Here is a 25,878-nt window from a genome sequence, read left to right on the forward strand (position 1 = left end):
AACCCTCTATCCCGCTTCCGCTACAATCTTGGCCCACCCCGCTTCGTCCGTCGTCTCGATGCCGAGTTCCTGCGCCTTTTTCAGCTTAGAACCCGCGCCCGGCCCTGCGACGAGCAAATCGGTTTTCGCGCTGACGCTGCCCGATGCTTTCGCGCCCAACCGCTCGGCCTGGGCTTTCGCTTCATCGCGGCTCATTGTTTCGAGTTTGCCGGTGAACACGACCGTTTTGCCTGCGACAGGGCTATCGAGTGTCTCTACCTCGTAACGCGGCGGGCTCACCTCGCTTAGCAAGCCATCCCACACAGTGACATTGTGCGGCTCGTGAAAGAAATCGGCGAGAGAGTGTGCGACAGTCACACCGAACTGATCGGTTACGCCAAAAACGTCCTTCGCTGCCTGATCCATCCGCGCTTTGAATGGAGAGGTCTTCTCGTCCTCGCCTTGCGGATTGGCAGCGCGGTATTCTGCGAATTTCTCCGCAGCAGTTCTAATCTCGGGAACCTCGCCTAGCGACTTCATCAAATCGCGCGCGGTCACTTCGCCGACATGCCGGATGCCGAGGCCGAACAGCAGCCGCGCCGCATCGGGTTCGCGTTTGCTATCCACAGCATCCAACAGGTTATCAACAGACTTATCCTGCCACCCTTCAAGCGCAAGAATATCCTCCCGCCGCTCCCGCAAACGGAAGATGTCCGCCGGACTCTCCAGCCACCCCAGCGCAAAAAATTGCGCGATGGTTTTGCTCCCGAAACCGTCAATATCGAGCGCCTTTCGACTGACAAAATGCTCAAGCCTTTGAGTGCGTTGCGCCGGACAGATAAGACCGCCTGTGCAGCGAACATCGACCTCGGCTTCCTCGGCCACGGCCTCGCTATCGCATTCGGGGCACTTGTCGGGAAACGCATAGGGATCGCGCGTAGTATCACGCGTCAGGTTCTCGACGACTTGCGGGATCACATCGCCTGCGCGCTGAATCACAATCCGGTCACCCTCACGCACACCGAGCCGCTCGATCTCGTCGCGATTGTGAAGCGTGACATTGGTGACCGTCACCCCGCCGACCAGCACAGGAGCGAGTCTGCCCACCGGCGTTAGCTTGCCCGTGCGCCCGACCTGAATATCAATCGCCTCCAGGGTGGTCTGCGCGCGCTCGGCAGGGAATTTGTGCGCCAATGCCCAACGCGGCGCCTTTGCCACAAAGCCCAATCGCTGCTGATAATCGAGCCGATCCACTTTGTAGACCACGCCATCAATATCATAGCCAAGATCGGGTCGCTGCCGGCCGATCTTGTCATAATGCGCGATCATCGCATCGACGCTGTCTGTGACGGTGAGAAACGGCGAAAGCGGAAAGCCCCAGCTTTCAAGCATCCGCATCATTTCGTGCTGCGTCTCGCACGGCACTTGCGAAGCCGCACCCCAACCGTAAGCCCAGAATTTCAGCGGACGTTTTGCCGTGACACTCGCATCTTTCTGACGCAGAGATCCTGCGGCAGCGTTGCGCGGGTTGGCGAAGAGCTTTGCCCCCGCCTCCTCCTGCGCCACATTAATCGCGGCAAAATCGGCCTTGGACATATAGACCTCGCCGCGCACCTCGAACACGTCGGGCACACCAGCAGGCAATTGCTGCGGAATGTCGGCGATATAGCGCACATTGGGCGTCACATCCTCGCCCACCTGCCCATCCCCGCGCGTAGCCGCGCGTACCAAAGCGCCGTTTTCATACCGCAGCGAGCACGATAGCCCGTCAATCTTATCCTCCGCCGTGATCGCCACCGGATCATGCGCACCAAGGGAAAGGAAACGCCGGATGCGCTGCGTCCAATCTTCCACTTCTTCGCGGTTAAACGCATTGTCGAGGCTCATCATGCGCTGCTCATGCGTCACCTTCGACAGCGGCGAAGCGGCGACCTCGTGCCCGACTTTCTGCGAGGGGCTGTCAGGCCGGATCAGATGCGGAAACGCCTCTTCAAGTTCGCGATTGCGGCGAACCAGTGCGTCATATTCCTGATCAGTGATCTCGGGATTGTCCTGCGCATGATACAGCTTGTCATGCTTCGCGATTTGGCGGGCAAGACGCATCAGCTCATTGGCGGCATCGGCTTCGGCCATGTGTTCAGCCACGCAAAACAGGCTTCGTTTCTACACGAGTGCCAAAGCCGGTGATATGCGCGCGCGCTTCACCAATGGCTTCCTGCACGCTGGGCAGGTTGAGGCTGTTGGCGTGGTCTGTTTTCGTCTGCCACACTTCGGTGATCCAGATCGAGTTCGGGTCTTCAATGTCCTCGGCGATCATGTAAGCGATGTTGCCCGGCATATCGCGCGTGCCCGCCAGCATGGCCGCGATCACCTCACCGCGCTTTCCCTCTGCGACTTTCATTTGCCCGATCAGGCCGTACATTTCTTCCATTGTTCTGTTCCCTAATCCTGCCGAAGTGCAGCCCGCCAATAGGCCAAGCGCCGCCGCGCCGACAAATTCGCGCCGTCCAATCACTTGCTGTTCTGAAACCGCACAGCCCAACCGTCGGGCGTCTTGTGCGCGGAAATCGGCACGCCGCTCTCAATCGTATAGCCGAAACTGATATCGGTGTTCGCCGTGCAAACCAGCTTTTCACAGCGGATCGTGCTGAGCCCCACCAAAACCGAGGTGTAGTCAGGATTGCGGCGCGGCGAGCAGGCCAAGCGGCCTTTCAGCGGAACGCCCGTATCCGCCATCTTTTCGAAAAAAGTCTCGGTCGGCTGACCATAGGAGTAGCCTAGACAGATAAAGTCCAATTCCTCACCAAAGCGCGCCTGCATCCTCGCAATTTCATGACGGAACAAAGCCTCAACCGCAGCCGGATCAGCCTTTTCAAGCGGCCATTCGCCGAACTCAGTCGCGTTTGCGTCGGGTACGATGATGCGCGGTGCTGGGGATGCGGCTGGCTGGGCGATCACCGTCGCAGAGAGCGCCATCGCACTGAACAAGCCGATCATCTCATTCCGCCTCCGAAACCTGATCCACTTCCGTCACCGCTCCGGACGGCACCTCAACGCCTTCGAGCTCAACCTGCGCGCCGGACGTTTCCTCGATCAACTGCTCGAGCTGAGTCTCGAACTCGTCTTGGGTAATCGTTCCATCACTCAATTGCTGGCGCAGTTCCCGAATGCGCGGAATAGCGCCCATCACATTCTCTGATCCAGATACTGCATCATTCAGTTCGGTCAGCAATTCGAGTTGAACACTTTCTTCGCTGACTTGAGTTGAAATCCACCCTGCGAGCAGAATTGGTGCGAGCAATCCTATCCCAAAAGATGCGAAAAACATGCGCTTGAAGCTCATTTCAGTAACGAGCCCTAGTAGCGCCATGCTCGCGAATGCCAGGACGGTTACCGAGCCAAGCATGGCCAGCAAGACCGTCACCAAAAGAAAGCCACCCAGAATTTCCATCAAACCCCCTCCAGCAAACGATCCGCTTGCGCCCTAGCTTCGGGCGTCACTTCCGCGCCTGACAGCATCCGCGCAATCTCTTCCTGACGCTGCGCATCGTCCAGCAACACGACGCTTGTTTTCGTGACAGTGCCGCTCGATGCCTTGGCGATCAGGTAATGTTGCCCGCCGCGCGCGGCGACTTGCGGGCTGTGCGTTACGGCCAGCAATTGCCCTTCCGCGCTGGCAAGCCGCGCGAGCCTGTCTCCGATGGCAGAGGCCACCGCCCCGCCTACACCGCGGTCAATCTCGTCAAAGATGATCGTCGCCGCGCCGCCTTTCTCCGCGAGCGCCACTTTCAGCGCGAGGATAAAGCGTGACAACTCGCCGCCCGATGCGATCTTGGCCAGCGGCGCAAAGTCGGCGCCGGGGTTGGTCGCGATCAGGAATTCGGCGCTGTCCATGCCATTCGCGCCCCATTTCTCCTCTGGCAGTTTGACAACCGAGGTGAGGAAGCGGGCCGCATCTAGTTTTAGCGGGGCAAGCTCCGCCGCTACCGCCTTGTCGAGCGTTTTGGATGCTTTAACGCGTTTCTCATGCACCTTTTCCGCCATGGTTAGATAGGCGGTGCGCGCTTCTTTCGCGGCGGCTTCCAACGCATCCAATTGCGCCTCACCGCCTTCGATTGCGTCCAATTGCCCGCGCATCTCCCGCACCAGATCGGGCAAGTGATCGACATCGCAGCGATGCTTTCGCGCCATCGCGCGCAGTTCAAACAGCCGCGTTTCTGCATCATCCAGCGCGGCGGGATCATGCACGAGCGATTGCGCTGCGGTTTCCAACTTGTCCTCTGCCTCGCCCGCTTCGATTACAGCGCGGTCGAGCGCTGCGAGCGCTTCTGTAAGCAGCGGATGTTGTTCCGCAATCCGGTCCAGCTTCCGCGCCGCCACACGTAGCGATGCCAGCGGCGAATCCGAACCCTCCCAGATGTGGCGCAAATCTTCGAGTTCACCCGAGAGTTTCTCCGCCTTTTGCATGTCGGACCGTGCGCCGGCGAGGCGCACTTCTTCGCCCGCCTGCGGCTCAAGCTCGGTAAGTTCAGCGAGATGCGCGATCAGCAGATCTTGGTCAGCTTTGGCCTGTTCAACATCGCTGCGCGCTTCGGACAGTTGCGCCTCAGCCTTGGCCCAAGCGCGCCACCGGCGCTCTAGCCCGGCGAGATCAGTGCCCGCATACCGATCCAGCAAAGCCCTGTGCCCGCGCGGATTCACCAAACCGCGATCATCGTGCTGTCCGTGCAGCTCGACCAGCGCAGCGGCAAGCTCGCGCAGCAGCGCCACGCTGGTAGGTTGGTCGTTGATAAAGGCTTTGGAACCGCCATCGGCTTTTACCTGACGGCGGATGATCAGCGGCTCGCCCGGCTCGATCTCCAGATCGGCATCGTCGAGCGCCTCAGCGATCAAGTCGGGCAAAGCTGCAAATTCAAAACTGGCCGTGACGCTGGCCTTGGCCTCTCCTGCGCGAACCAGAGCCGTCTCTGCACGGTCACCCAGGATCAGGCCAAGCGCATCCAGCAGGATCGACTTACCCGCGCCAGTCTCCCCCGTAAGCACGCCGAGACCACGCGAAAAGTCGAGGTCGAGCGCCTCGATCAAAACAATGTTGCGAATGGAAAGGCGGGTCAGCATCGTTTCAATGCCTTAACCCAAGTGTCTGGGCGCGTCACGCGGGGTGCGAAGCAATCCCCACAATTGGCAAACCTTAGTTGCCGCCAACCGATGCGACCGATTCAGGCGCCTTGTCCTGAACCATCTTATACGCCTTTTCGTACCACTCATCGCCGGGATAGTTAGCACCCAAAACGGCGGTGTATTTCACCGCTTCCTGACGCAGGCCAAGGGCAAGGCTGCTCTCGGTCAGACGGTAAAGCGCCTCTGGCGTGTGGCTCGTCGTATCGAATTTCTCGACAACATTGCGGAAGCGGATCGCGGAGGCGAGCCATTGGCCGGAGCGCTGATAATGGCGCCCGATTTCCATTTCCTTGCCCGCAAGGTGATCATCGACAAGGTCGAGTTTAAGCCGCGCATCGGCGGCATATTCTGTCTGCGGGAAACGGCGGTTCACCTCGCGCAAGGCTGTCTTGGCTTGCTCAGTGATTTTTTGATCGCGGTTCACATCGCTGATCTGCTCGTAATAGCTGAGCGCGATCAGATAATATGCGTAAGGCGCGTCTTTGTTGCCCGGGTGTATCGACAGGAAACGCTGCGCATTGCGGATCGATTTGTTGTAATCGCGGGCGATGTAATAGCTGAACGCGCTCATCAGCTGAGCCCGGCGGGCCCACGGCGAATACGGGTGCTGACGCTCCACTTCGTCAAACAAGGCCGCCGCCAACAATGTGTTGCCGCGATCAAGCCGACGCTGCGCCTCACCATAAAGCGATTCGACATCCCGCGCGACGTAGGCAACGTCCTCTTCAGCCGAGCCGCTGGAACAGGCGGTCGTAGCAGTGAGGGCGGTGCCGAGCAGAGCGGCGCGGATGAGCGGTGTGCGGAGTATCGTGAACATGGGAGCCGTATAACCGCGCCGCTCCTGAACGCCAAGTGAAGTTCGCGCGTCTTACCCCGATCAGAAATTCACTCGTCCGATTTGAACCTCTGGGCCTAGTGTCGGGGTCCAGCGAAACCTTTGCATGGCCTGATCCGGCCCGTCACACTTGGTGAAGCCGCCATTAGGCCCTGCATTCCTGTCCCATTGGTTGATGGCGTATTTGCGCTTTGTGTTCACGCAAAGCACAGGGTCTTCTCTCTCCGCAGCCCCGCTCCACACCGCTGCGTTGTCGCCGACAGTATAAGCGCGGTACATCATTTTCGGCGGATCGAGCGGATAACCGCCGCCGACTTTCATCAAAAGCTCGGAATAGTTGATCGTTATGCATTCCTTGGGCGCAATGCCCCAATACCCTTCCGAATAGGCTTTTGGCCCGCTGGACTGCCCGCCAGAGAACCCGATTGCCAGCCACACTTTGCCGGTCTGGCCTTCATTGCAAAACTTAACCCGGTATGACGGCTTGGGCTTGGCCGGCGCGCGATATGCACGGGCTGAAAGGTTCTGGTCCCGTACTGTAATGCTAACAGTATCGCCGGGCATCCTGTCTCTCGAATACAGATATTTCGGCAGCAGTTTGCGCTTTTCGAACACCTTCACCTTGAACCGTTCTGCTTTGCGATTTTCGCCGCGCGCCCAAATCGTCGTCCGTTCGCTTGGCAGATCAAAGCACTCCTCAGCCTTCAGATTGATCCGCTGATCTTTGTAAACGCACACGCGTTTTTCTGTGTCCGAACCATTGGTGATCTCGATCAGGCCGATCCGGTCCTGCGCAGAGGCAGGCAGTGCGGTGCATCCGGCGATCAATCCGGCCAGCCAGGCGGCGCGTTTGGCAAGTGATCTGAACATTTCCGTTTCCCCAAAGCGATAAGCGTTTCGTGCGATGAAGCCTGTTTGCCCGTTCCAAAGCCCAAATTAAATGGGGCAGATCCCCCAACTGTCCTACTCAGCTTTTATGATTTATCTCAGCCGATCCGTCGCACCGCAAGACCAGTTCCCGCGCGCCTTACCGCGTGGAACGCAAGGATTCACGATGACCCGCAAAGCCGATCCCCGCACCACGCGCCTGCCCGTACCCGCTGGCCAAATCCCCGATTTCACCCCCGTCCCTCGCAGATGTCAGCGCCATGACGGGTGGACGGAGGAACGCCAGCACGCCTTTATCGATGCTCTCGCCGATACAGGCAGCGTCGCCGCGGCCTGCAAAACAGTCGATATGAGCACAGAGGGTGCCTATTACCTGCGCCGCCAACCCCATGCAGAAAGCTTCCGCGCCGCTTGGGCCGCCGCGCTCGACCTTGGCGTGCAGCGGATCGAGGATGTCGCGATGGACCGCGCGCTTAATGGCGTGGATGAGCCGCTCTATTCCTATGGCAAGCTGATCGGCACACGCAAACGGTACAATGACCGATTGTTGATGTTCATGCTGCGCAACCGCGCGCCGGAGCGGTTTGCGGAAGGGTCTCCCAAAGCGCTGAACGCGGTCGGCAAGATGGATGAAGAGCGGCTTGCCAAGAAACTGCGTAAACAGCTGAAAAAGGAAATCCGCGCCGAGATGGAGGCCGAGGCGGAGGCAAACGCGCCCTCGCCCGCACAAATCCGCGCCAGCATCGATGCGAAGGTGGAAGGGTTCCGCCGCGAAGCCGAAGTGCGACGCAAAGCGGAATGGGAGCGCTTGTCCAAGGACACCCGCGAAGCGTGGGAGCGTTACGAAGCGCTAAAGACGCGCGATATGGTGCGCCTCGCCGCCGAGGAAGCCGCGCGGCGCAAAATGCTGGAGGGGCCGAGGGTGCAGGTAAATGCTGTGCCGCCGGTGGAGCAGGTTGCGGAGCCGACGCCGCCTAAGACGGTTTGGTCGCTTAAGGATGATGGGTGGGATTGAAACCTTGCTCCTTGACGCAAACTCTATCGTCCCGATGCGCGCAGTGAATTGTCCAAAATTGACGACAGTTGATTTCAGTGGCGCGGATTGGGCCGAACGAACCGGTTTCGAACTAGACTTCCAACTAATCAGCGATTGTAAATATATGCACGTCAACTTTGCCAAACATACCGTCCGCAGCACCCTTCAGTACCTCTCTAACGATACAAATTCCCTGGGCACTGGCCAACCGATACAAGCAAGAAAGCATGGATGAATTATCGGTTGGTTGCCCCTCTTCCATAGCCAGTGAGTTAAATCTTCCGTTATTCAACGCAACAAAAGTTGGCATGCCGCGGAACGACCGATTCTTGTGATGAGTATCCGCCACATCCCCAAGCGTTGAGCCGTAGATCGCGATCCCTCGAGTCTTGAGCAGCTCCAGCAACTGTTGCGCATCTACGACGCGCGCCTCAGCTCCAATCCAAAAGAGCACATGTAGTTTAGGAAGGGGATCACCACCCAAAGAGGCAATGCTGTAACACGCTTTTGCCCAATCAAGAGGCTGAATACCGGCATCCGATAAAAGCTTAATCTGGCAGGTAAGCCAAGCTTCAATATCAATAGTATCATACAAGCTATTTTGGTCTGGTTCTCGCTTTGCAGAAGCCGGACGAGTGTCCATAAAACCCAGAAACGATTTCTGACCGTTAGGAGTTACTGTTTGAGCAAGCCCTCCTACTGTCTGTATCCCATGCCCGGTGCTTTCAAAATTTGTCACTAAGGCAGCGATACCTTTGAGGCGCCCACCTCTATCGAAGAGACACCTCAGCCTGCCATAGAGTTCATTCAAAACACTCTGTGTCGCGACTAATTCCTCAGACTTCCAATCAAAAAGGTTCCTCGCCCACAATTCAATTTCGTCTTTCAGCATATCACGATGTATAGCCTTGTGCGCGAGTAACGGAGTACTATCACCCTCTTGTAGGTAAACATCCGTATCGAGACCGGCTGCTATGATTGCAATATACTGCTTTAATTGCAGATTGGACTTTGCGACATTCAATACCCCGCTTGGAATTTCCATTGCTTTGTCGAGCAGGTCCTGTTGCTCCAGTTCTAGGCAAACGAGAGTGCTAACCTGAGAACTGAATTGAGCAGAACGACTGTTGCTTAGTGTTGGCCGTAAAGTCACTCCATTGGGAAACTCGAGGGACGTTGCATCGACCAAGCCTCGGTCATATCGTTTCGATGTCACGGTAACTGCAGAGGCTACCATAAAGACAGAATAGAAACCAATGCCAAACTGGCCGACCATCTCTTGCTTCGATGAGCGAAGGCCCGGCCATTCGTCTTTCACAAGGTCGGATGTCCAGAATGAAGTTCCAAAATCGAGGAATGGTCCTGTCAGCACTCGCTTACTCATGCCAACACCATTGTCTTCGACCTGCACTACCGTCTTGGTCCCATCTGATTTCAATACGCGAACCGTTATCTTGCCTCTGACTCCACTTTCGGTAAACTGTCGCGCGGCGATGGCGTCCCGTGCATTCTGTAGGAGTTCTCTAAGTACCACCGCCAATGGCTGCCCTGCGCCATACAATTTTTCACCACCGAGTTCTCTGACAAGGCCTTGAACGTTACTTACGTGCAACTTGGCCGCACAAGGAGTCCATCCTCGAGTTTTAATGTAGTTTGACGCTAGTTCGGGAGCTTCGGCACCTTTGACTGATTTGATCGCAAATTCCAAATTTGAGGTCTGGTTTGATGAATTCCTCAATAGCTGGTTTGCCGACCTGATCTCGCGATCAATTAGTTGCAATGCATCAAACGCCACCCACCATGCCGAAGCTTCTGATTTCTCGAAGCTTTGGTTCGACGTTATGAGCAATACATCTTTTCCGTCAGATAACTGGTCGACATCGGCACGATTGAGATAGTTTTGCGCAGTCCAATGGTCCGCAGACACACCAGAGCGCCGAAAAAGCGCCCTGAGAAAATCTGGAGCGCGCCTCTCGTCTATATGTGCGGCGTCGGCACAACGAAGCAAACACGCAATTTTCATTGGATTAACTCGCCAAGAGGCTGGTAAATCTGGCGGCGAGTTTAGCTGTTGCGGGAGGCTGGCAACACGCTCAATCGACCAGTGATGGCTCGCAGCAATAGTTCCAATTATCTCACCGTACGCTTTCCTCAGGGCAAAGCTCTCAATTAGGAAGAGAGGATCTCCATCTCCATCTTTCCAAGATGCTATCGCCAATCGTTCAGCAGCGTGAGCATGCAGCACTCTTATGGCCGCGAAGTCAGCTTCCTTCTCAACGTCTCCCAAACGATGGGTTGGCATCCGTTGTCGCGCAACTGCAAACTCATCTTTCCACTGCGTAGTTTCTCTAACACCTGTTTGCCCGCCTTCATATGCTTCGAAACAGTGCGCGGCATCATGCAAAAGCACTGCCCCCCCAAAAACGAAGGCTTCTGCTGGATTCAAGTCATACTTCGAACCTGCAATCAAATCTGCAGTCTCCCAGAGCGCATCTAGATGAGTAACATCGTGAACGGTCAACTGTGGGAACTGTGCGCGGATTCCTTCGGTAAGTGTTGCGGCCCTTTTACGGAACGTATCTAGGTTCGTTCGAAGATCATCTAGAGCCTTTTTCTCGCTCTCATCAATTACATGTTTCCCCAGCGAGTTCTTCCAAAGGGCTAGATTTTCAAATTCTCGCATCAGTCTTCCTTTCGAGAAGACAATATATCGACAAAAAACTACTTGGAAGAGGTTCGATAAGACGTAATGCATTCACCTGTGGATGACCAGAATTCGCGATGCGCTGGCGCGCACCGGCTTCTAACTTGTCGCTTACTTTGTAGCTATGGCGTTAGGCGCGTTGGGACTGCGTCCCGCCTTTCGGCCTGCTTACTCTTCACCCATCCGCAACGCAGCAATAAACGCTTCCTGCGGGATGCTCACATTCCCGTACTCGCGCATCTTGGCTTTACCCTTTTTCTGCTTTTCCAGCAGTTTCTTCTTACGCGAAATATCGCCGCCGTAACATTTGGCGGTCACGTCCTTGCGCATCGCCGCGATAGTCTCGCGCGCGATGATTTTGCCGCCGATGGCGGCTTGCACGGGGATTTTGAACAGGTGGCGCGGGATCAGGTCTTTTAACCGTTCGCACATGCCGCGCCCGCGCTCTTCCGCCACGCCTGCATGGACGATCAGCGATAGCGCATCGACCGGCTCGGCATTCACGAGGATGTTCATCTTCACCAGATCGCCCTCACGCAGGCCGATTTGCTCGTAATCAAAGCTGGCATAGCCGCGGCTGATCGATTTCAGGCGGTCGTAGAAATCGAACACCACTTCGTTCAGCGGCAATTCGTATGTCACCTGCGCGCGGCCACCCACATATGTCAGGTCGGTCTGCACGCCGCGCCGGTCCTGACACAGTTTCAGGATGCTGCCGAGATATTCGTCGGGCGTGTAAATCACCGCTTTTATCCACGGTTCCTCAATCATGTCGATGCGGTTTACATCCGGCCAATCGGCGGGGTTGTGGAGCATGATCTCCTTCGCGTCCTCATTCTTCGTCTTACCCAATTGCAGGCGGTAAACGACCGAAGGCGCAGTGGTGATCAGATCAAGGTCATATTCGCGGCTGAGGCGTTCCTGAATAATCTCGAGGTGCAACAGGCCGAGGAAGCCGGCGCGGAACCCAAAGCCAAGCGCGGCGGAGCTTTCCATTTCAAAGCTGAAGCTGGCATCGTTAAGCCGCAATTTGGCGATGCTTTCGCGCAGTTTTTCGAAATCTGCCGCGTCCACAGGGAACAGGCCGCAGAACACGACCGGTTGCACTTCCTTATATCCGGGCAGCGCCTTTTCCGCCCCGCCCTTCACCGTGGTGATCGTGTCACCGACGCGGGCTTGCTCAACCTCTTTGATCTGCGCGGTGATAAAGCCGATCTCGCCCGGGCCAAGCTCGGTCAGGTCGGTGCGTTTCGGGCTGAAACAGCCGACGCGGTCAATCAGATGCTGGGTGCCGCCCTGCATGAATTTGATGTTGAGCCCTTTGGACAGCACGCCTTCGATCACGCGGACGAGGATCACGACGCCCAGATACGGGTCGTACCAGCTGTCCACCAAAGAGGCTTTAAGCGGCACGTCGCGGTCGCCCTTTGGCGGGGGGATTTTGGCGACGACCGCTTCGAGCACTTCTTCGATACCGATGCCGGTTTTGGCTGACGTCATGACCGCTTCAGATGCGTCGAGGCCGATTACCTCTTCGATTTCCTCCCGCACGCGTTCCGGCTCTGCCGCAGGCAGATCGACCTTGTTGATGACGCAGACGATTTCGTGGTCGTGCTCGATTGATTGATAGACATTGGCGAGCGTCTGCGCCTCAACGCCCTGAGCGGCGTCTACGATGAGCAGCGCGCCTTCACACGCTGCGAGACTGCGCGAGACTTCATAGGCGAAATCTACATGGCCGGGCGTGTCCATCAGGTTGAGCTGATAGGTCTCGCCATCTTTGGCGGTGTAGTTGAGGCGCACAGTCTGCGCCTTGATCGTGATGCCACGCTCTTTCTCGATATCCATATTATCAAGGACTTGCTCGGACATCTCACGCGTCGTCAGCCCGCCGGTGAACTGAATCAAACGGTCAGCCAGCGTGGATTTGCCATGATCGATGTGCGCGATAATGGAGAAATTGCGAATTTTGGAAAGGTCAGTCATTACTACGCGCAGATAGCGGTAGGAAAGCGCTATGTCATTCGCGAAAATCGCAACAGTCGCTTTGACCAACGGTGAGACCTTAAGCGGCTTCGTTCGCCGGGCTCGTGACGTAGCCGAATTGCGGCATACTTGCGCTCTGGTTCAGCAGCCCGCCTTGCATGCCTTTATAGTTTCCTGGCTCAAGGGCAGCCAACGGCGCCCCTGCTGCTGTTAGCGCGTAGGGCGACACTCGATTGCGAGTACACAATCCGCCTGATCCGTCGTCAACCAATGGCTGCTCAAATTCCAAACCCTGCGTGTCCGACATGGCGCGAATAACTGTGGCAACGGCCAGTTGCCCCCCGCCAAGGTCCACGACAAATTGCGTGCCCTTCGGGACATCGGCAAGGCCCTGAATAAGGGCTCCGGATCGTGATAGATTTCGCAGGGTGACTTCGTAAGAGTGGTCATCATGAATAACCTGAATCTTGCGGTAAACCGTCCTGCGGCGCGCCCGTTTCGTTCGGTCTCCGCAGGGTTCTATGGTCCACCCTTCCCCAAGCAATTCCGCGATCACAGTCTCTTGCCTTACCGGATCAGAGAAAATCGGCCCTTCGACAAAACTGACACCGCAATCGAGAAGCGAGGCGAGCAGCATGTTTGACTCGATGCCGTTTGCAATCGTGTCCATTTCGAGAGCGCCTGAGAGCGCAACGATTGCCCGGACCAAGCTTAACTCGCGGCTGTCATGCCGGTCTGCCTCGGCCAGCAATTTTTCATCGATCTTAATCGCATCGAATGGTGCTCGGCGCAGATAGGCGAGCGATGAGTATCCGCTGCCGAATTCATCAAGTGTTAGCCGCACTCCTAGCTTGAACAATTGAGCAAGCGTACGGTCAACCTGATTTGTGTCGCCAAAGAATACGGCCTCGTTGACTTCCAATTCCAAGCGTCCAGCCTGCATGTCTGCTGTTTTCAAAGCATCCGCTACAAACTCAACGAAATCGCTGTGATTGAACAGTTGTACAGGGACATTTACCGCAACCCGAACACTGTCAGGCCACTCAGCAGCTTGACCACATGCTTGAGAAATTGCCCATTTGCCGACTTCAATAACCTGGCTCGAACCGTCGAGGATAGATGCGAACTCGTCCTCGTCGATCTCTCCGCGTTGCTCATGTTCCCAGCAAATGTGAGCTTCGAGCGCGCTGACTTTCTGCGTCTTCGCGTGCACGATTGGTTCGTATTTAAGGAACAGTTCTTTCTCACGAACAGCCTTGCCGACATCCGCTTCGAGGCGCCGGCGAAAGATCGCTTCATTTTCGAGTTCACATGAGAAAAAGCGATACTGGCCGCGACCACCATTTTTGGCTGCGTAAAGCGCAAGGTCGGCTGACCGGACCACTTCGTCGCATGTTACGCCGTCATGCGGGGCGATAGCGACACCGACTGACGCGCCAATGACGCATCTGCCTTCGTCCAAAGAATATGGCTGCTTGAGCATCGTGATGATCTTCGAAGCTATGTCACCAAGGACGCCGCGATCATCAATATCTGGTATCATGACCTGAAATTCGTCACCACCAAGACGGCCGATTTCACAGTCTTGATCAATTGCGCGTTTCAACCGGTCAGCGACCTGCTTTAGCAGCTCATCGCCAGCGGCATGTCCAAGCGTATCGTTCACTTGTTTGAATTTATCGAGATCAAGCATCATGATCGCACAATCGCGTTTCGCCGCTTTGAATGCGGTAAGCGTCGTTTCGATCTGCTGCGCCATACGGTGGCGGTTCATTAGCCCGGTAAGGGAGTCGAACTTCGCCAGGCGTGCTGTCTCGGCCTCGCGGTGATACTCCTTAGTAATATCGGCGCCAGTCCCGCGAAATCCGTTGAACCTGTTAGAACCGTCAAAAACAGGCTGACCGGCAAGGCGCACAACGGCACCTTCTGGTCGGTTAGCAGCTCGGACAGCAAAGCCGCTGAAACCCTTTCGGGCAGCGTGTACCAATGAAAGGGACTTTGTGCGGCCATCGCCCTCAATTGGGTTGAAAACGTTCGCCAGCGCCTTGCCGATCAAATCATCGAGCGGAATTTCGAGCCGGTCGGCGATTGCACCGCTAAGATAGGTCAGATTTCCGTCTGCATCGCTCGCCCAGAACCAGCCAAGCCCTGACTGCTCGAGATCATCAAGCATAGCGAGGCGTTCACCATCGGACATCTCCGAGGCGGCTTCGGTTCGAAAATTGCGGAGTAGACTACCGCTTTTCGATGACAAGAGACCCTTTAGGGACACCTGTACAATTCCTCCAACACAGCAATTGGCCAGACCATTCTGGTTCTCAATCACGAGTAAACTCGGTTGGTTATTTTTTTGCTAAGATTGCAGCCAATTGACCACCAAAGCGCTGCTTCCACGCCTTGGTAGCGTGGCATCCCGTTAAAGGGTCAGTAAGGCTATCCAGCCAACTGTTCGCTTTGAGCGTTCATATCGACCTCGATAAATGCCTTGGGGCTTTTGCTCATTGCGCCAGTGATCGCTGCGACTGCAATATCGTTGAGCGCGCCAAGCGGCCGGCCCGCTGCTTCAATCTGGTAAGGTGAAACCCGGTGCCGCGTGCAGAGCCCTTCTGCCCCGTCACTTACCAAATGAGTTTCAAACTCCACGCCCTGGCTAAAGCCTTCGGACCTTCGCACTTTCGCAACTGCTAGCTGACCGCCGCCCAGATCCAGAACGACATCCGTGCCGATCGGCACGTCGAGCAACCCTTCAATCTTTGCACCCGTTTTAGAAAGATTGCGGAGGAACACGCTGTACCGGCTATCCTCATGGATAAGACCAACCTTGCGGAATTCGGTCCTGCGATCCGAACGGTATTTTTCGGGGCCCTTTGGCTCGAACAAGAGATCGCCCTTTTGCAGTCGCTCGCTGAACTCTTGCTCGGGTATTGCTCTTGAGAAGATAGCGCCTTGAATACGGGACGCTCCGAAAGAAACGACTGCTTCAAGCTCGTCTTTGGTTTCGACGCCTTCAGCCACGGTCTCCATGTTTAGCGCCTTGGCTAGGCTCACAACTGCTGAAACGATCGCTCCGTTGTTGTTGCCTTCCTCGGTGCAGCCACGCACGAAACTCTGATCAATTTTGATTTTGTCGAAAGGAGCATCACGCAAATAACTGAGCGATGAGTAGCCGGTCCCAAAATCATCAAGCGCCAGCCGCACGCCGATCTCTTTCAATTCGCGGAACATTCTCAGCGCGCGATCAATATCGCCGACAAAAACGCTTTCTGTGATCTCAAGCTCGATTTGCGAAGGCTCTACGCCGGAGTTTTGTAGCGCCTTCTTCACAACATCTATGAAAGTGTCGGATGCAAATTGGACCGCCGATACGTTGACAGCCGCGCAAATTCCACCGGGCCATTTGGCGACTTTCTGACACACATCGTTGATCGCCCATTCGCCAAGTTCGCGGATAATGCCAACTTCTTCCGCCACCGGAATAAAGTCAGCAGGCGAAATCATACCGCGATCAGAATGGTTCCACCGCATCAACGCCTCAGCGCAAACGACGCGGTGCTCATCTGAGCTAACGATTGGTTGAAAGTGCATTTCCAGTTCGTTTTTGGATAGCGCATCGCGCAAATCCTCCTCGATCTGGTGGCGGTGGCTCGCTTGGTCACGAAGGTCCGTCGAATAGAAACGGAATTGACCGCGGCCACCGCCCTTTGCAGCATACAACGCCAGGTCGGCCGCCTTGATCAGCTCTTCGCTTTCAATCCCATCGAATGGAGCGACTGCGACGCCGATTGAGCATCCGATCACCGCACGCATTCCGTTGATAGAATATGGCTGTGAGAGCATTTGAATGATCCGCTCTGACAGATCGCCAAGAATGGCGCGATCTTCTACGTCGGGCAGCAGAACCTGAAATTCGTCTCCACCCAAACGCCCTATCTCACCTTGATCGCCGACGATGCGGGTAAGGCGTTGAGAGACCTGCTTTAGTAGCTCGTCGCCAGCGGGATGACCCATCGTATCATTGACCTGTTTGAATCGGTCGAGATCAAGCAGGATGGTTGCACAGCTTCGCTTCGCCACCTGAAATGAGGTTAGAGTCGCCTCCAATTTGTGTGTGATGCGGTGACGATTTGCCAGACCTGTCAGCGCGTCATAGCGGGACATTTTCTCTGCGTCGCGCTGACTGGCAATAGTAGCTGTAACATCGCGTGCGATACCGTGATATCCGCTGAACGCATCATCGCCGCTCTGCCGCGGGGCTCCGGAAATTTCCCACCAAACCGTCTTACCGCCCCGGTCCAATTTCACGATCGTGGGCCGTAGTGAATTGCGCGCAGCCAACTGGAACTTTAGCGGGCGCTGATTGGCTGCCTCTTCGGCCTCTTCATCGTCAAGAAAGAGTTCACTGATTTTCGTGCCGAGCAGCTCATCAACTTGATCAGACAATCGGTCAGCCGCAGGCTCTGACAAATAGATCAGACGCCCGGCCTTATCGCTGGCCCAAAACCAGCCAAGGTTTGACCGCTCAAGGCTGTCGAGCAATCCCGCGCGGCGTTCAACATCAGACGACAGGATAGGAGCCAGAGGTGCGCTATCACCACCTGGATCAGATACAGGCTGCTGTGCCCCGCTAAACCTTGATAACAATCCGCCCATGACCAGGCATTCTCCAGCGCAAAATTCCAGACTGCGCTCATTAGCGTGTGACTAGTTGAGGAATGGCTAAGACAGGTTAACCCAAGTGCGCCGTGTTCTGGGAACCTGCGAGCATGCTTGAAACTTGTTAAGGCAAGAGGCATGACTTGAGGCGATAGAGAAAGTCAGCCGGAGAGCGGACTATTCAAAAGGGGATCAAATGTCAGACGGCACAATCAAGCTTGAAAACGAAGCTGCACAGTCCACCAATGCGCTAGGCCCCTTAATCGGCGTTGCGCGTGAGGATTTTGTTAGTGCGGTGGCGCTGCTGCTGCGTGAAACTGCGTCTGATCCCAACCGCGCCATCAGACACGCGCGGTCCTTTGGCGAAGACATGGTCAAAATCATGACCGGCAAAAGTGAGCTTGCCCCGAACCCCAAGGACAAGCGCTTTCAAGATCCCGCATGGCAGTTCAATCCATTCTTCCGCGCCGGTGCGCAATATTACCTGGCGGTGCAGAAAGGTATGCGCAGCTGGCTTGAGGATTTGGAACTGGACGAATTGGAGCGCAACCGCGCCAATTTCATCGCGAACATCATCCTAGATGGTCTCGCCCCGACCAACTCATTGGTTGGCAATCCGATTGCGCAAAAGCAGATCATCAATTCCGGCGGTTTGTCTCTGATAAAGGGATTGCAGAACGCCTATAACGATCTCGTCCATAACAAAGGGATGGTCAGTCAGGTTGACAAGCGACCGTTCACAATCGGCAAGAATATCGCGACTAGCGAAGGTTCTGTTGTGCATCGCACCGAGATGTACGAGCTAGTGCAATACGCGCCAACAACCGATGAAGTGCACGAAATCCCGCAGATGACGATCCCGCCGCAGATCAACAAGATGTACATCAATGATCTGTCGCCAGAGAAATCGATCATTAAGTGGCAGCTCGATAACGGCCTGCAAACCTTTGTAATCTCATGGCGCAACCCGTCCAAAGATCAGGGGCACTGGGGCCTTGGTGATTACATCGCTTCTTGCGAAGAAGCATTGGAAGTCGTCTCGCAAATCACGGGTTCGAAAAAGGTCAATGTTTCGGCGGGCTGCTCCGGCGGCCAGACAGCTTCGGTGCTCGCATCGAAACTCGCAGCGACCAAAAATGATGTGATGGGCACGCTTACGCTGATGGTCTGCGTCCTGCATCCGAAGCAAACCGATATCGAAGCAGCATCGCTCGTCAGCGAGAACGGCACCCAGCTCGCACGCCAACGCGCCGCGAAGGCAGGCATCATCAAGGCCGATGACCTAGCTCGCGGTTTTGCATGGTTGCGACCAAACGATCTCATCTGGAACTATGTGATCAACAATTACCTGCTCGGCATGGACCCTCCAGCTTTCGATGTTCTGTACTGGAACGCCGATGCGACGAACCTCTCTGCCACGCTGATGGGTGATTTCCTCACACTGTTCGACACCCTCGCTTTCACAAAGCAAGGCGAAGTCGAAGTCGCAGATCATATGCTCGACCTGTCAAAGGTCACTTCTGATATGTTTATCCTAGGCGGTGTCACAGATCACATCACGCCGTGGAAAGCGACCTATCGTTCCACGCAGTTGTTCGGCTCGAAAAACGTCACATATGTCCTAAGCCAGTCTGGCCACATGCAGGCAATCCTCAACCCTCCCGGCAATCCGAAAGCCAAATATTTCGTGCAGAAAAAGAAGGGCAAATTGCCTGACACTGCGGACGAATGGCTGCAGGGAACAGAAGAGGTCAAAGGCAGCTGGTGGCCATATTGGATGGAATGGATCCAGGCCCGCTCTGGCGGAATGAAAGCGGCACCAAAGAAACTGGGCAGTGCCAAGCACAAACCGTCTGACCCTGCACCCGGACTCTACGTTGTCGAAGAAGTCTGATAAGGGCTACACGGAACACAGATTTACAGCTTATGGGAGGCACCCCCGTTAGGGATCAACGAGGGTGCCTCCCACCCACGTTTCAGGCCCAACCGAAATGTGAACGAAGGACGGGAAATACATGTCTGATGTCTTGAAAGACGCCGTGGTGTCCATGCAGCAAGTGGGCGGGCGGACGCTACGGGTTGCTACATGGCGCCTCGATGAGAAGAGCGACCATCTGCCGGTTTTGTTCTTCAACGGGATCGGCGCGAATATTGAGGCTGTGGCCCCGCTCGCCGATGCCCTTTCAGAGCGCGGCTTCATCATGTTCGATATGCCGGGCGTGGGCGAATCACCCGATCCGACGATCCCCTACAATCCCTTCACGATGAGCTGGACAGCGTCCAAGTTGCTCGATCAGCTGGGGATAGACGATGTTGATGTCATGGGTATCAGTTGGGGCGGCGGCATGGCGCAGCATTTTGCCATGCAACACGCAGCCCGCACGCGGCGTCTCGTTCTCATCGCGACCAGCGCCGGTATGTTGATGATGCCCGGAAGTCCAAAGGCCCTCACAAAGATGGCCAATCCGCGGCGCTATATCGACACCGACTACATGTTGAAGAATTTTGAGACGCTTTACGGCGAAGGTCTGGGCAAATCGAAGGGCAAAAAGGGGCATATGTCCTTGCTTAAACCCCCTTCCCCGCGCGGCTATATGTACCAATTGATGTGTATGCTCGGTTGGACCAGCGCGCCTGCTTTGCCGTTTTTACTGAAACAGAAAACGCTCATCATGATGGGTGATGACGATGCAATTGTGCCGCTGACCAATGGTAAGTTCCTGTCGATGCTAATCCCGAACAGTGAGCTGGTCGTGATGGAAGGTGGCGGTCACTTGTTCCTGCTCAGCCATAAAGAGGAAAGCGTGAAGGCTATTCGCGGTTTCTTGAATGGCACAGCGGCAGACGCGGAAAGCAACGAAGCACAAGCGGCATAAGGTAGGCGCAGTTAAGCGCCCGGCAGCCAGTCTTTCAAAGCCGCGTTGACCGCCTCAGGCGCGTCTTGCTGAACCCAATGAGAGACGCCGGGAAAGCGCTTCAGCGTGAAATCCGGCACCCATTCCTCTGTCCCTTCGGTGCAATGGATGTTGAGAGCAACATCCTCTTCCCCCCACAGCATCAACGTGGGCACTTGGACACCGAATTCTCGCATATTCAACGTGCCGCGATGACGCAGCAATGCGCGATAGTAATTGACCATTGCGGTTCGTGCGCCTTTGCGCATTGCCGCCTTATTGTAGATTGCCTGTACCTCCGGGCCGAATAACTCGCGGTTGCAGCTGATCTTTTCGATCAACCTGCCCGCAGTCTGACCACCGCCGCGCCCCAGCATTTTCTCCGGCACCCATGGAAGCTGGAAAAAATAGATGTACCAGCTCTTCTTCAATTGCCGCCATTGCTTGATCTCCCGCATTGCAACCTGAGGATGCGGAACGTTCATAATCACCAATCGATCAAGATCGGGTTTGTGCGCGATCGCATATGCCCATGCGATAATCGCACCCCAATCGTGTGCGAACAAAGTTACCTTCTCCGCGCCGCTAGCCTTGATGAGAGCGGCAACATCACCTGTGAGCTTGTCCATCGCATAATTGCGAACGCCCTCTGGCCGCGATGTGCCACCATAGCCCCGTAGGTTTGGCGCCCATACGCGGTACCCCATTTCTGCGAGCAAGGGCATCTGATGCCGCCAACTGAAATGCAGCTCTGGAAACCCGTGAAGACAAAGAGCGAGATGATCGCCCTCGCCCGCCTTAGCGACCTCAAATGTCAGTTCTCCCGCCTCGACAAAATCGATGGAAATTCCGCTGGCTACATCGGGCGTCCAGCTCTTCGGTCCACTTGGCTTCATGGTCATCGTCGCAGAGTAGCAGCCCGATTGCTCTTATGGTAAGCCAGTCTCAAATAAAAACTGGGAGAGAGAACCATGCCAGCCTTTGACCTAATCATTCGTGGTGGAACCATTGTAGATGGAACGGGCGCGGAGCGTTTCACTGGCGATGTCGCGATCAAAGACGGTTTGATTGCGCAAGTCGGTGAAGTGCGCGGCGACGCGGCCGAGGAAATCGACGCATTGGGCAAGGTCGTCGCCCCTGGATTTGTAGACATCCACACGCATTACGATGGTCAGGCTACGTGGGATCAGGAAATGGCTCCGTCCAGTTGGCACGGTGTCACCACCGTGGTGATGGGCAATTGCGGCGTTGGCTTTGCCCCCGCCAAGCCCGATCGGCACGAATGGCTCATCAGTCTGATGGAAGGTGTTGAAGACATTCCCGGCACAGCTCTGGCCGAAGGGATCACATGGGAGTGGGAAACCTTCCCCGAATATCTCGATGCCCTCGAAAAGCTGCCCCGTTCGGTCGATATCGGCACTCACGTTCCGCATGGCGCAGTGCGCGCATACGTACTCGAAGAGCGCGAACAGCCCGGTGCAGTCCCGACCGATGATGACATCGCGAAAATGTGCGACATCGTGGAAGAAGGGGTGCGCGCCGGTGCGCTTGGCTTCTCAACGTCGCGAACGGTGCTTCACAAGTCTGTCGATGGCGAACTCGTCCCCGGAACCACTGCCACTCCGGAGGAATTGGTCGCAATCGGCAAGGCGATGGGCCGCGCCAAAGATGCAGGCGGTCACGCGGTTTTTGAAATGGCGAGCGACCTTCAGCGCGACTGGAACGAGTTTGGCTGGATGGGCAAGCTTTCCCGCGAAGCCGGCATCCCTGTCACATTCGCAGCGCTGGAATCCATCGCCAAGGAAATGCCGCTTAAAGAGCAAATTGAGACGATGCGTGCCGAGAATGACAATGGCGCCAATATCGTCGCCCAGATCGCATTGCGCGGGAACGGCATCATTATGGCCTGGCAAGGGACAGTGAACCCGTTTGCGTTCCGGCCGAGCTGGGAAACAATCAAAGAACTGCCTTGGGCGGAGCAAAAGGCGAAATTGCTCGACCCTGCTTTCAAGAAACGGCTTCTTTCCGAGGCAAATGATTACACCGAAGCGCCAATGGACATTATCGGCGTGGTGATGGTCATCACCCAAGGGTGGGCGCTTCAATACGAGATGGACCCGGATTTCGACTATGAGCCGGACGAAACCGCGAGCGTGAATGCACGGGCGCAAGCTGCCGGCGTTGATCCGCAAGAATACGCCTATGATATGCTGTGCGCCGATGACGGGACCGGTTTCATCTACCTGCCGATCTTGAATTACGCGGAGGGAAATCTGGATTTCCTCCACCCTCTGCAACATGCGGATGATACCGTAAACTCTCTGTCTGACGGCGGGGCGCATTGCGGTACGATCTGCGATGCGGCGTCGCCCACCTTCATGCTTGAGCATTGGGTGAAAAGCCGCAAACGCGGTGAGCGGATTAGCCTGGAGAACGCGATCAAACGCCAATGCCGCGATACGGCGGTGCTGTACGGCCTCGAAGATCGCGGCATTATCGCGCCGGGTTACCTCGCCGACATCAACGTGATCGATATGGACGCGATCAAGCTTGGCCGCCCTTGGCTGGCGTTTGACCTTCCCGCAGGCGGCAAGCGCCTGTTGCAAAAGGCCGATGGCTATGTCTGCACGATCAAGAACGGCGCAGTGACATTCCGCGATGGGACATGGACCGGCGAAACACCGGGCGGTCTGATCCGAGGACCGCAGCGCGCAGAGCTCGCCGAAGCGGCCGAATGACAGCCTATGTCCCAGCCAAGGGTGATTGGGCAGTCATAACCGGCGCCGGTCGTGGGATCGGCAGGTGGCTGGCGCAGCATTTTGCGGCAAAGGACATGCGGATCTGCGCGCTCGATATCGATGCCTATGAAGCAGAGGAAACGGCACGCCTGTGCGGGCCAGAATCACGCGCGCATGGCTGCGATGTATCCGACCGTGAAGAGACCAAACGCGTTGCCACAAAGCTGATCGCGATGGGTGTTGAGCCTTCGCTGCTCTGGATCAATGCAGGCGTCGGAACCGCGCAAACAGTAAGCGGCGCAAAACCGCAAGCGCTCGAATGGTTGATGGGCGTCAACGTGCTGGGGCCGGTGTACACAGCTCAGGCATGGCTTCCCACAATGAAATCGGTCAGCGGAAACCGTCACGTTGGCATCACCGCAAGTTCGGCATCGGTCACACCGGTGAGCGGTCCGTTTACGCTATATGCGACGACCAAGCAGATGACCGCGGCCATCGGAGAGGCGCTGACCGCCGAGCTTGCCGAAGACGGCATTGGCGTAACGATCCTGTGTCCCGGCATACTCAACACAGAGATATGGAATGCGGCGCAGGCACGACCCGAACGCTTTGGCGGCGTGCGCGAAACGCCAGACAATGTCGGCGATCACTGGCGCGCCCAGCCGGGCCCCGAAATTCTGGAACACGGATTGGACACCGCTCTCGCCAATGGCGGCGGGTGGTGCATCATTCCGACCGAGGCCGACACTGCAGACAAAATGAAAGCCCGCCACGCGGATCAGCGCAGCGGGCTGTTCGATTACGCAGTGCAGCCCAAAGGCAGCGACTAACCGGAACGGCTTATGGTTCGATCACGATCCCTTTGGCCGGATCGACACTGCCGCCGATCATTTCGAGATAGACAGATTTCGCAGCCTCAAGTCCCGAATGCTTGACGATTTCTACCGTACCTTCGGTTGAACCGAGGAAGCCGTGCCATGACTTCGCAACCAGCTTCCCACCTTCGACAGGGCCATGCTCTTGGAAGAACGAGACCGCATGATCTGGCGCAAAGAACAGGGTTGGCTTTGGTCCGGGAAGTCCGCGATCAGCATTCATACCGCCGCTGCCGCGTTCCTCGATATGGGTTGCGCCGACGAGACACGAATATTTGAGCGTGTCAGAGAAGTGTTCATGCAGGCTTGCGAGCAAGCTGGCATTGCCAGCAAAATCGACCGTGACGCTATCCGCAATCGGCAGCATTCCGACCTCATCATACGACACAACCTTGTCGTAAAGCCCTGTTCCCTCAACAAATTCAACATTGCCTGCCGAAGTCAGGCCGATGCGCTTCACCTTTGGTGAGTTCTGCTGCGCAACGCTGGCCAGCCCCATCGCCGTTTTGGATGAAGCACTGGTAAGGATGACCTGATCGGCTCCGAACCAGTCCTCATTGCGCATGAAGTACTCAATCAGATAACCGGTCTTGAACAGCGGGCCGAAGATCATCCGCTCCACTTCGCGCGAAGCATCATGCTCTGGGTCAGCGGCGAGACGCGCATACTGATTGTAGATCGGGCTCATCGGTTGACGGTAATCGGTCATATCCATGAAGCTGGATGCGGAAACTTTGCCCGGGCGAACGTCCAGATGCGTCGCCATCGGCAGATAGCCATAAACACGCTCACCCACCGCGAATTCGCTGTGATTGCTCCCGATCACCTTGGCGTGGCCCCACATCGGCACAATGCCGAAGCCCTCAGGCGCAGGGAAGAAATTCCAATAGCCGAAACCATCACCGACCACGGCATAAGTGATGTTATTCGCTGTGACCGAGAAGCTCTCAATCTCGAGGCGGACAGCCTCATCGGCAAGATCGGTCAGCTCGACATGGACGAGATCGGCGTGTGTCAGTTCGTCTTTTTTGACGTGAACTTGTTGGATGGTCATGGGGTTTCTCCTCTTTGAGACACCTCTAACGCATCACGGCTCGCTTTCCCACCGTGTTGCGTGGATCGACGGCCGCTTTTCGCAGTTCTTCATCCACTCCGAAATATGATCGCATTGCGCGATTCCAACCTCGCCTTGAGGGGTAAGCTGAAGCCCCCGCAAAACCGGATAGAGAAACACATCAGCCATGGAAAAGCCGTTCGCCGTCCACGCGCCATCAACGCTCATTTCCGCTTCGACAAAGCCGAGAGCGCGGCTAATATTGGGCAGCGCCGCTTCGATCTTCTCACGTCGCAGCGGATAGCCTGCGACATTGTGCATTATCCACGGCATGACAAGGCCATCCTCGAACAGCGGAAACAGGTAATTGTTGGCGATCGCGACCCATTTGTCTCCGACCGCGCGAACTGCTGGATCGGACAGCTGCAAAGCGCCGCCATTATACGCATTGTCGATATAGTTCGCGATGGCGACGCTTTCGATCAGTTCGAGGCCATCCACTTCCACCACCGGCACTTTCCCGAACGGATGGCGGTTCTGCGGTGACTGTGCAGCAGTCGCAATAATTTCGTGACTTATGGTCGATTCTTCACAAGTAATCTGAACTACGCGGGAGTAGGTCGAAATGACCGTTCCGAAGATGCGGACATCAGTCTTCATCACTATCCGTCAGGCTCATTTTTCAAGAGCTATAATGCGCTCGGACGTAGCCATCAGTCGTTCACCGAATGCTCCAAAACGCTCAAGGCACGATGGAGTGAAGGAAAGAAGCGTCGCCCGATCAAGTTCGGCCGTACGCTCTACCATCGCGTCGTCGATCTTCGTGCCTGTTTCGCCCTCATAAAGGCCGATGAACCATGCAAGGGCAATTGCGAAAGCGTCCTTCTGCTCTTTCTCAGGCAGCGTCCCAGTCTGATAAGAGGCCCAAATCGCGCAGTCCAGATTTTGCTGGGCACTAGCTTGCTCAACTGGAGCACTTTCTTGAGCGGCAACCGGCGAAGCCAACATTTGCAATGCAAAGCAGGTAGTTAGGATCGGAGCGAGCAGGCGCATCA

General features: G+C 56.1%; 20 protein-coding genes. 5 read left to right on the forward strand and 15 right to left on the reverse strand.

The genetic code is table 11. The features are described from left to right. Window positions 1-6 precede the first annotated feature (6 nt). The 7 genes from ligA to KCG46_RS11005 form a co-directional block, all read right to left on the reverse strand. Window positions 7-2,112, reverse strand: coding sequence for an NAD-dependent DNA ligase LigA (gene ligA / locus KCG46_RS10975; protein ID WP_218405557.1), 2,106 nt, complete (start codon window positions 2,110-2,112; stop codon window positions 7-9). 4 nt (window positions 2,113-2,116) lie between these two features. Next, window positions 2,117-2,410, reverse strand: coding sequence for a putative quinol monooxygenase (locus KCG46_RS10980; RefSeq protein ID WP_218405474.1), 294 nt, complete (start codon window positions 2,408-2,410; stop codon window positions 2,117-2,119). 80 nt (window positions 2,411-2,490) lie between these two features. Then, a complete protein-coding gene (locus KCG46_RS10985; RefSeq protein ID WP_218405475.1) occupies window positions 2,491-2,976 on the reverse strand; it encodes a hypothetical protein in 486 nt (161 codons plus the stop codon). A gap of 1 nt (window position 2,977) precedes the next feature. Continuing rightward, on the reverse strand, window positions 2,978-3,430 hold the full coding sequence (locus KCG46_RS10990; RefSeq protein WP_218405476.1) for a hypothetical protein: 453 nt from the start codon (window positions 3,428-3,430) through the stop codon (window positions 2,978-2,980). Next, window positions 3,430-5,097, reverse strand: coding sequence for a DNA repair protein RecN (recN, locus tag KCG46_RS10995; protein ID WP_218405477.1), 1,668 nt, complete (start codon window positions 5,095-5,097; stop codon window positions 3,430-3,432). Before recN ends, KCG46_RS10990 begins: the two co-directional genes overlap by 1 nt. Window positions 5,098-5,170: 73 nt before the next feature. After that, window positions 5,171-5,977, reverse strand: a complete 807-nt coding sequence (locus KCG46_RS11000; protein WP_218405478.1) for an outer membrane protein assembly factor BamD — start codon at window positions 5,975-5,977, stop codon at window positions 5,171-5,173. A gap of 60 nt (window positions 5,978-6,037) precedes the next feature. Further along, window positions 6,038-6,865, reverse strand: coding sequence for a hypothetical protein (locus tag KCG46_RS11005; RefSeq protein WP_218405479.1), 828 nt, complete (start codon window positions 6,863-6,865; stop codon window positions 6,038-6,040). A 184-nt stretch (window positions 6,866-7,049) separates the two neighbouring features. Between KCG46_RS11005 and KCG46_RS12685 the strand changes: the two genes are divergently transcribed. Then, entirely contained in the window at window positions 7,050-7,898 is an 849-nt protein-coding gene (locus KCG46_RS12685) for a hypothetical protein (RefSeq protein ID WP_255551968.1), read from the forward strand. A gap of 124 nt (window positions 7,899-8,022) precedes the next feature. On the opposite strand, the gene KCG46_RS11015 is transcribed toward KCG46_RS12685, so the two are convergent. From KCG46_RS11015 to KCG46_RS11030, 4 genes are all read right to left on the reverse strand, one after another. After that, entirely contained in the window at window positions 8,023-10,602 is a 2,580-nt protein-coding gene (locus KCG46_RS11015; protein WP_218405480.1) for an HD domain-containing protein, read from the reverse strand. 189 nt (window positions 10,603-10,791) lie between these two features. Further along, window positions 10,792-12,609, reverse strand: coding sequence for a translation elongation factor 4 (lepA, locus tag KCG46_RS11020; RefSeq protein ID WP_218405481.1), 1,818 nt, complete (start codon window positions 12,607-12,609; stop codon window positions 10,792-10,794). Window positions 12,610-12,688: 79 nt separating this feature from the next. Continuing rightward, window positions 12,689-14,863 carry a putative bifunctional diguanylate cyclase/phosphodiesterase gene (locus KCG46_RS11025; RefSeq protein ID WP_255551969.1) on the reverse strand — a complete coding sequence of 725 codons (2,175 nt, stop codon included), beginning with the start codon at window positions 14,861-14,863 and terminating at the stop codon, window positions 12,689-12,691. 179 nt (window positions 14,864-15,042) lie between these two features. Next, the gene (locus KCG46_RS11030; RefSeq protein ID WP_218405482.1) at window positions 15,043-17,259 is read right to left on the reverse strand and encodes an EAL domain-containing protein; all 2,217 of its coding nucleotides are present in this window, start codon (window positions 17,257-17,259) and stop codon (window positions 15,043-15,045) included. A gap of 199 nt (window positions 17,260-17,458) precedes the next feature. Here KCG46_RS11030 and KCG46_RS11035 point away from each other — a divergent pair, with 199 nt between their 5' ends. Together KCG46_RS11035 and KCG46_RS11040 are read left to right on the forward strand one after the other, a co-directional pair. Next, the gene (locus KCG46_RS11035) at window positions 17,459-19,156 is read left to right on the forward strand and encodes an alpha/beta fold hydrolase (protein WP_218405483.1); all 1,698 of its coding nucleotides are present in this window, start codon (window positions 17,459-17,461) and stop codon (window positions 19,154-19,156) included. 121 nt (window positions 19,157-19,277) lie between these two features. Beyond that, window positions 19,278-20,138, forward strand: a complete 861-nt coding sequence (locus KCG46_RS11040) for an alpha/beta fold hydrolase (RefSeq protein ID WP_255551970.1) — start codon at window positions 19,278-19,280, stop codon at window positions 20,136-20,138. A gap of 11 nt (window positions 20,139-20,149) precedes the next feature. Here KCG46_RS11040 and KCG46_RS11045 read toward each other — a convergent pair whose 3' ends face one another. Next, complete coding sequence (locus KCG46_RS11045; protein WP_255551971.1) at window positions 20,150-21,058, reverse strand: alpha/beta fold hydrolase; 909 nt, start codon at window positions 21,056-21,058, stop codon at window positions 20,150-20,152. 69 nt (window positions 21,059-21,127) lie between these two features. Between KCG46_RS11045 and KCG46_RS11050 the strand changes: the two genes are divergently transcribed. Together KCG46_RS11050 and KCG46_RS11055 are read left to right on the forward strand one after the other, a co-directional pair. After that, window positions 21,128-22,894: an N-acyl-D-amino-acid deacylase family protein gene (locus tag KCG46_RS11050; RefSeq protein WP_218405484.1), complete on the forward strand. Its 1,767-nt coding sequence runs from the start codon at window positions 21,128-21,130 to the stop codon at window positions 22,892-22,894. Then, window positions 22,891-23,724, forward strand: coding sequence for an SDR family NAD(P)-dependent oxidoreductase (locus KCG46_RS11055; RefSeq protein ID WP_218405485.1), 834 nt, complete (start codon window positions 22,891-22,893; stop codon window positions 23,722-23,724). The genes KCG46_RS11050 and KCG46_RS11055 overlap by 4 nt, the downstream gene beginning before the upstream one ends. A 10-nt stretch (window positions 23,725-23,734) precedes the next feature. Here KCG46_RS11055 and KCG46_RS11060 read toward each other — a convergent pair whose 3' ends face one another. The 3 genes from KCG46_RS11060 to KCG46_RS11070 are packed head-to-tail and all read right to left on the reverse strand — an operon-like array spanning window position 23,735 to window position 25,831. After that, entirely contained in the window at window positions 23,735-24,823 is a 1,089-nt protein-coding gene (locus tag KCG46_RS11060; protein WP_218405486.1) for a DUF2855 family protein, read from the reverse strand. Between the two features lie 33 nt (window positions 24,824-24,856). Next, window positions 24,857-25,483, reverse strand: a complete 627-nt coding sequence (locus KCG46_RS11065; protein WP_218405487.1) for a glutathione S-transferase family protein — start codon at window positions 25,481-25,483, stop codon at window positions 24,857-24,859. A gap of 15 nt (window positions 25,484-25,498) precedes the next feature. Beyond that, a complete protein-coding gene (locus KCG46_RS11070; RefSeq protein WP_218405488.1) occupies window positions 25,499-25,831 on the reverse strand; it encodes a hypothetical protein in 333 nt (110 codons plus the stop codon). Between the last annotated feature and the right edge of the window lie 47 nt (window positions 25,832-25,878).

It is taken from the genome of Erythrobacter crassostreae (genome assembly GCF_019204045.1).
In the GTDB taxonomy this organism is placed as follows: Bacteria; Pseudomonadota; Alphaproteobacteria; order Sphingomonadales; family Sphingomonadaceae; genus Erythrobacter; species Erythrobacter crassostreae.